The organism is Streptomyces bobili, from assembly GCF_002154575.1.
GTDB lineage: Bacteria > Actinomycetota > Actinomycetes > Streptomycetales > Streptomycetaceae > Streptomyces > Streptomyces bobili.
The window spans coordinates 1-6,197 of record NZ_MUBA01000363.1; the positions used below are offsets into that span (position 1 = coordinate 1).

Annotated in this window: 6 protein-coding genes; 2 read left to right on the forward strand and 4 right to left on the reverse strand. The window is 69.8% G+C overall.

The genetic code is table 11. The annotated features are described in order from the left end of the window. Nucleotides 1-124 precede the first annotated feature (124 nt). Together nagB and BZL64_RS26560 are read right to left on the reverse strand one after the other, a co-directional pair. A complete protein-coding gene (nagB, locus tag BZL64_RS26555) occupies nucleotides 125-910 on the reverse strand; it encodes a glucosamine-6-phosphate deaminase (protein ID WP_086771708.1) in 786 nt (261 codons plus the stop codon). A 135-nt stretch (nucleotides 911-1,045) separates the two neighbouring features. Continuing rightward, nucleotides 1,046-1,798, reverse strand: a complete 753-nt coding sequence (locus BZL64_RS26560) for an SDR family oxidoreductase (RefSeq protein WP_086771709.1) — start codon at nucleotides 1,796-1,798, stop codon at nucleotides 1,046-1,048. Between the two features lie 95 nt (nucleotides 1,799-1,893). Between BZL64_RS26560 and BZL64_RS26565 the strand changes: the two genes are divergently transcribed. Both BZL64_RS26565 and BZL64_RS26570 read left to right on the forward strand, forming a co-directional pair. Next, complete coding sequence (locus BZL64_RS26565; RefSeq protein WP_086771711.1) at nucleotides 1,894-2,541, forward strand: TetR/AcrR family transcriptional regulator; 648 nt, start codon at nucleotides 1,894-1,896, stop codon at nucleotides 2,539-2,541. A 357-nt stretch (nucleotides 2,542-2,898) separates the two neighbouring features. Next, nucleotides 2,899-4,365 carry a PAS domain-containing sensor histidine kinase gene (locus BZL64_RS26570; RefSeq protein ID WP_086771712.1) on the forward strand — a complete coding sequence of 489 codons (1,467 nt, stop codon included), beginning with the start codon at nucleotides 2,899-2,901 and terminating at the stop codon, nucleotides 4,363-4,365. Between the two features lie 169 nt (nucleotides 4,366-4,534). Here the strand turns inward: BZL64_RS26570 and BZL64_RS26575 are convergent, their stop codons facing one another. Together BZL64_RS26575 and BZL64_RS26580 are read right to left on the reverse strand one after the other, a co-directional pair. Continuing rightward, on the reverse strand, nucleotides 4,535-4,792 hold the full coding sequence (locus tag BZL64_RS26575) for a WhiB family transcriptional regulator (protein ID WP_006142322.1): 258 nt from the start codon (nucleotides 4,790-4,792) through the stop codon (nucleotides 4,535-4,537). Nucleotides 4,793-5,111: 319 nt separating this feature from the next. Continuing rightward, the gene (locus BZL64_RS26580; protein WP_086771710.1) at nucleotides 5,112-6,080 is read right to left on the reverse strand and encodes a diacylglycerol/lipid kinase family protein; all 969 of its coding nucleotides are present in this window, start codon (nucleotides 6,078-6,080) and stop codon (nucleotides 5,112-5,114) included. Nucleotides 6,081-6,197: the final 117 nt, after the last annotated feature.

Genomic DNA, 6,197 nt, shown 5'->3' on the forward strand with positions numbered 1-6,197 from the left:
CGGCGGCGGAGGTCATCGCCGGCGCGTAGAGGCTCCTACGACGCGACGGGCGCCGGCTCCCTCGAAGGGGACCGGCGCCCGTCGCGTCGTAGCGGGCGCTGCGGCCGGCGTGTGGGCGTCGCGCTCAGATCCCCTGCCACTCCGGCTTGTTGGCGTACGTGTGCCGGAAGTAGTCCGCGAGCTTCAGCTTGGACGCGGCACCCTCGTCGACCACGACGGTCGCGTGCGGATGCAGCTGGAGCGCCGAGGCGGGGCAGATCGCCGCCACCGGCCCCTCGACGGTCGCGGCGACCGCGTCCGCCTTGCCCTCGCCCGTGGCGAGCAGCACCAGGTGCCGTGCCTCCAGGATGGTGCCGATGCCCTGCGTGATCACGTGGTGCGGGACCTGTCCGATGTCCCCGTCGAAGAACCGCGCGTTGTCGATCCGGGTCTGCTCGGTGAGCGTCTTGATCCGTGTCCGGGAGGCCAGCGAGGAGCAGGGCTCGTTGAACCCGATGTGCCCGTCGGTCCCGATCCCCAGCAGCTGGAGGTCGACGCCGCCGGCCGCGGCCAGCGCCCGGTCGTAGGCCTCGCAGGCGGCCTGGACGTCCTCGGCGGTGCCGTCCGGCCCGAGGAAGGCGTCCATACCGATGCCGAGCGGCTCCAGGACCTCCCGGCGCAGCACCGAGCGGTAGGACTCGGGGTGCTCGGCGTCGAGGCCCACGTACTCGTCGAGCTGGGCGATCCGCGCCCGCGAGGCGTCCACGGCACCGGAGCGCACCTGGGCCGTCAACGCCTGGTAGACCGGCAGCGGGGTGGAACCCGTGGCCACGCCGAGCAGGGCGTCGGCCTTGCGCCGCAGGAGCTGGGCGATGGCCCGGGCGATCAGCTCGCCGCCCGATCTGGCGTCCGCAACGATGACAACTTCCACGCTGGCCTGCCGTTCTGATGAGGGACTCGACTGGGGCCCGGAAGGGCTATGTGGTTTAGACCAATCTAACAGAGGTGGCCCGGCCGACCCAGGTGGGAGAAGTGAACCCGAGGGGAAATGTTCCCTTTCGTCGACTCAGGTCAGCGAACCCCCCGTCGCGTCCAGCCAGTGCCCCGTCACCCATCGTCCGTCCGGTGAGGCGAGGAATGCCACCACGTCGCCGATGTCCGCCGGGGTCCCCACGCGCCCCAGCGCCGAGTAGGCGGCGGCTCCCTGCCACGCCTCCTCGCTCGCGCGCAGCCAGTCGGCGTTGACGTCGGTGTCGACGATGCCGGGCGCGACGGAGTTCACGGTGATTCCCCGGGGGCCGAGCACCTTCGCCAGGTCCCGGGTGAAGACGTCGAGCGCGCCCTTCGTCATCGCGTAGGCCATGAGCTGCGGCATCGCCGCGGTGCGGGCGAGACCGGAGGATATGTTGACGATCCGTCCGCCGTCCCGCAGCCGCCCCGCCCCGAGCTGGGTGATGAAGTGGGGTGCCTTCACGTTCACCGCGAAGAGCCGGCCGTACTCCTCCTCGTCGATCTCTCCGAACGGCCGGGACGTCCCGATCCCCGCGTTGTTCACCAGGATGTCCAGGCCGTCCGCGTGCCGGTCGAACTCCCGCCACAGGGTCTCCGCGTCACCCGGCACCCCGAGCCGCGCCCGGATCGCGAACGCGGAGCCGCCCGCCTCCTCGATCGCCGCAACGGTCGCCTTGGCCGTCTCCTCCCGGCTGCCGTAGTGCACCGCCACCCGCGCCCCGTCGCGTGCCAGCCGCTCGGCGATCCCGCGTCCGATCCCCCTGCCGGCCCCGGTGACGAGCGCCGTCCGGCCCGTGAGCACACCCATGCCACACCCCTTCCAAATTCCGTAGCGGTCGCTACAGAAAAGACCGTACAGCAGGCCGCCGACATTTCTCTAGCGTGCGCTATAAAATGCACTCCATGGTGAAGCAGCAGAAGGACCAGCCGCAGGTCGGGCCGGGGGTCAAGCCCCGTGGCCGCCCCCGTTCCTTCGATCGCGCGACCGCGCTGGAGAAGGCGGTCATGGCGTTCTGGGAGCACGGCTACGAGGCGACCTCGGTCTCCGACCTCACCCGGGTCATGGGCATCGGCGCCCCGAGCCTGTACGCGGCCTTCGGCGACAAGCGATCGCTGTTCGAGGAGGCCGTGCGGGTCTACGGCGGGACGTACGGCTCGTTCTCGGGGCGAGCGCTGGAGGAGGGACCGACCGCTCGCGCCGCCGTCGAGCGGCTGCTGCGCGAGGCCGCCGCGGAGTTCACCGACCCCGGCCACCCGTACGGCTGTCTGGTGATCCACGCGGCCACCAACTGCACCACCCCCGAGGTGGAGGACGCCCTGCGTCGGCAGCGCAACGCGAATGTCTCCGCCATCGAGAGCCGCGTCCGCGCGGACGCGGCCACCGGCGAACTGCCGCCGGACACCGACGCCGTCGCACTCGCCCGCCATGCCGCCGCCGTCTTCCAGGGGATGTCGCAACAGGCGCGGGACGGGGCGAGCAGGGAGGAACTGGAGGGTGTCGCGGAAATTGCCATGGCCGTCTGGCCCCGCGCAGGAACCCACGCGGGCTAGGCTGCGTTGTGAATGCTAGGGCGTCCGAATACCTGCCCCGGCAAAAACGCACAAGCTCCCGCACATGGACAACCCAAACTGGTCTAGTCCACAATGCTGGGGTATGCAGCAGACTTCCGTCTTCCCCGCACAGGAAGGCGGACCGAGGACCCGGAGCTCTCTGCCCTGACTGCCCCGGATCCTCACCCTCGGCCGACGGGACCGCACACCCCGCGGCCGATATTGCTCCGGGCTGCGGTGCCGGGAGGGCTGAGGGTCCCTCTCAGGCGCCGCGGCCCGCGGGTGTTTCCGGGCGACAGTCTCCGCCCGTTTTAGGCCCCGCACATACCCCCAGGTACGCTCGCAGACGTGCCCTCCATGAACGAACTCGTACGCCAGCACACCGCACTCGGGGACTCCGACCTCGAGTGGCTGCACCTGCTGGTCTCGGAGTGGCAGCTGCTCTCCGACCTCTCCTTCGCCGACCTGGTCCTGTGGGTCCCCACCCGCGACGGCACCCGTTACGTCTCCGTCGCCCAGATGCGCCCCAACACCGGCCCCACCTCCTACCAGGACGACATGGTCGGCCACCTGGTCCCGCGCGGCCGCCGTCCCCTGCTGGACGCCGCCCTCGACGAGGGCCGGATCGTGCGCGAGGGCGACCCGGAGTGGCGCGAGGAGGTCCCCGTCCGGGTCGAGTCGATCCCCGTACGGCGTGAGGGTCGTGTCCTCGGCGTCATCGCCCGCAACACCAATCTGCTCACCGTGCGCACCCCGAGCCGCCTGGAGCTGACCTACCTCCAGAGCGCCTCCGACCTCGCGCAGATGATCGCGGCCGGCTCCTTCCCGTTCCCCGACCAGCAGATGGACATGGACGCCGCCCCGCGCGTCGGTGACGGCCTGATCCGCCTGGACGCCGACGGGGTCGTCCAGTACGCCTCCCCGAACGCGCTCTCCGCCTACCACCGCATGGGCCTCGCCTCCGACCTGGTCGGCCACAACCTCGGCCTGACCACCGCCGAACTCGCCCCCACCCGGGGTCCGGTGGACGAGGCGCTCGCCAAGGTCGCCAGCGGCTGGGCACCCCGCGAGTTCGAGGTGGAGGCGCGAGACGGCGTGATCCAGTTCCGCGCGATCCCGCTCAAGCCCAAGGGCACCCGCATCGGCTCTCTCGTCCTGCTCCGGGACGTCACCGAACTGCGGCGCCGCGAGCGCGAGTTGATCACCAAGGACGCGACCATCCGGGAGATCCACCACCGGGTGAAGAACAACCTCCAGACCGTGGCGGCCCTGTTGCGGCTCCAGGCCCGCCGGATCGAGTCCGAGCGGGGCAGGGAGGCCCTGGAGGAGGCGGTCCGGCGGGTCGGCTCGATCGCCATCGTCCATGAGACGCTGTCCCAGAATCTGGACGAGCGGGTGGAGTTCGACGAGATCGCCGACCGGGTCCTGGCGATGGTCGCGGAGATCTCGCCGGGCAAGGTGGTCGGCCGGCGCACCGGACGCTTCGGCATCCTGGACGCGGAGGTCGCCACCCCGCTGTCCATGGTGCTCACCGAAATCCTGCAGAACGCGCTCGAACACGGATTCCGCGAGGGCGACATCGGCACGGTCGAGGTCGCGGCGGTCCGCGGCGGCACCACCAAGGAGGGCCGCCTGCTGGTCACCGTCCAGGACGACGGCGTCGGCCTGCCCGACGGATTCGACCCGCACACCTCGGGCAACCTCGGCCTCCAGATCGTACGGACGCTGGTGGAGGGCGAGTTGGGCGGATCGTTCGACATGGTCCCGGCGCCGGAGCGCGGCACGCAGGTGATCCTGGACATCCCCGTGCGGGCGCAGAAGTAGCTCGCATCGGCGGGGACAGCAAGAAGCCCCGGACCGTTCAGGGGTCCGGGGCTCAAATGCTCGTTGCCAGCGTGAGCTGGTCATCGGGGGTACTGCGCGCTGCGGCTCGGGGCGGGAGATGCGTACTCGCTGTACGCGCCGCCAAGCGTCAGGCTTGGGGCGGGTGTTGTCAGGCGGAGGCCTGACGGGCCCGGTTGCGGGCGGCGCGGCGCTTCATTGCGCGGCGCTCGTCCTCGCTGAGGCCACCCCAGACGCCGGAGTCCTGGCCGGACTCGAGCGCCCACTGCAGACACTGATCCATAACGGGGCAGCGACGGCAGACGGCCTTGGCTTCCTCGATCTGCAGCAGCGCAGGACCGGTGTTGCCGATGGGGAAGAAGAGCTCGGGGTCTTCCTCGCGGCAAACGGCGTTGTGACGCCAGTCCATGGCTGCTACCTCTCCTTGGTATTACATGCAAGTTGCTTGTGAATGTGAACGCTTTCACGAATCCCTCAACAAGTGAAGGGCCACCAGCCAGGTTCCCTGGCGCGGTCCTGTGGATTGAAGAGGGGTTCTGGTGATCAGTGGAGGCTGGTCCTGCGGGCCGTCCCGATCGCCAGATAGAGACTCGCAAACCTCGGCGGCGGATACAACCCCTTCCGGAAAGTTTTTTTTGATTCCTCGGTGTCGACTAGGTCACAGCCGTACTTCCATGGGGTGGACCCTGGTCTAAACGTTCGAGTGAAAGGACTTCAGCCCTTTCTGCTCACACAATCACACGCAGTGCACGGCGTACGCCTGTGAACGTCACGCTGGTTCGCAGCCCCAGGTGGTCACCGTCCATCTGGAGGGGCAGCGGGACCTTCGAATGCAAGGTGAACTGGTCCAGGTCGTGCAAGGACACGGCGTGCTTGCCATGAGGTCCCCGCTCGGGGGACGAAGTGAGCAACTGGGTCCCATACCGGACAACGGAGGCCGTGGACAGACGGCTGAGACCGAGTACGTCGAGCCCGGTATCGAACGAGGCCTTAGGTGATGCGTACACCGGGCGATTGCCCAGATAGGTCCACGGAGCGGTGTTGCACACGATGGACAGCACCAGATCGGTCACCGGGTCCGCGCCCGGCCGCTCCAGCGTGATCGAACCGTGCCGGCGCTGCGGCTCGCCGAGGAGCTGGCGCACGGCCTGGCGGACGTAGAGCGCGTGGGTGGATCTCCGGCCGCGCTCGCGCTGCTGTTCGACCCGGCCGACGACGCCGGCGTCGAAACCGAGCCCCGCGTTGAAGGTGAACCAGCGCGCCGGCACCGCCTCGTCCTCCGTGCCCGGCGTACCGGAGGTCAGCCCCAGTCCCACCGTGCGCTCCCGGCCCTCGCGCAGGGCGTCCAGCAGGGCACCGGTCGCCTCGACGGGATCGTTGGGCAGGCCCAGGGCGCGGGCGAAGACATTCGTGGAACCGCCGGGGACCACGGCGATGCCGGGCAGGTTCTCGGGGTCGGGGCCGGCGTGCAGCAGGCCGTTCACCACTTCGTTGATGGTGCCGTCGCCACCGAGGGCGACGACCATGTCTATGTCCTCGCTCTGCGCCGCCTGCCGCCCCAGGTCCCGGGCGTGCCCGCGGTACTCGGTGGTGACCGCCTCCAGCTTCATCTCGCTGGCGAGCGCGTGGATGAGGACGTCACGCGTCCGTGCACTCGTAGTGGTTGCTGCCGGATTGACCACGAGAAGTGCACGCATGGAGGGCAGCGTACCTACTGGGTGGTACCGAGGCACAAGGCCGAACGGGGATCGGCCGGGACCTCATGGCGTGAACCGTGACCCGAGGAGGCGTCCGGGGCCGGAGGGGGACAGGGG

Coding starts and splice junctions, on each gene's coding strand:
- BZL64_RS26560 (WP_086771709.1), bottom strand. CDS start 1,798: ATGGGTGTGCTCACGGGCCGGACGGCGCTCGTCACCGGGGCCGGCAGG.
- BZL64_RS26565 (WP_086771711.1), top strand. CDS start 1,894: ATGGTGAAGCAGCAGAAGGACCAGCCGCAGGTCGGGCCGGGGGTCAAG.
- BZL64_RS26570 (WP_086771712.1), top strand. CDS start 2,899: ATGAACGAACTCGTACGCCAGCACACCGCACTCGGGGACTCCGACCTC.
- BZL64_RS26575 (WP_006142322.1), bottom strand. CDS start 4,792: ATGGACTGGCGTCACAACGCCGTTTGCCGCGAGGAAGACCCCGAGCTC.
- BZL64_RS26580 (WP_086771710.1), bottom strand. CDS start 6,080: ATGCGTGCACTTCTCGTGGTCAATCCGGCAGCAACCACTACGAGTGCA.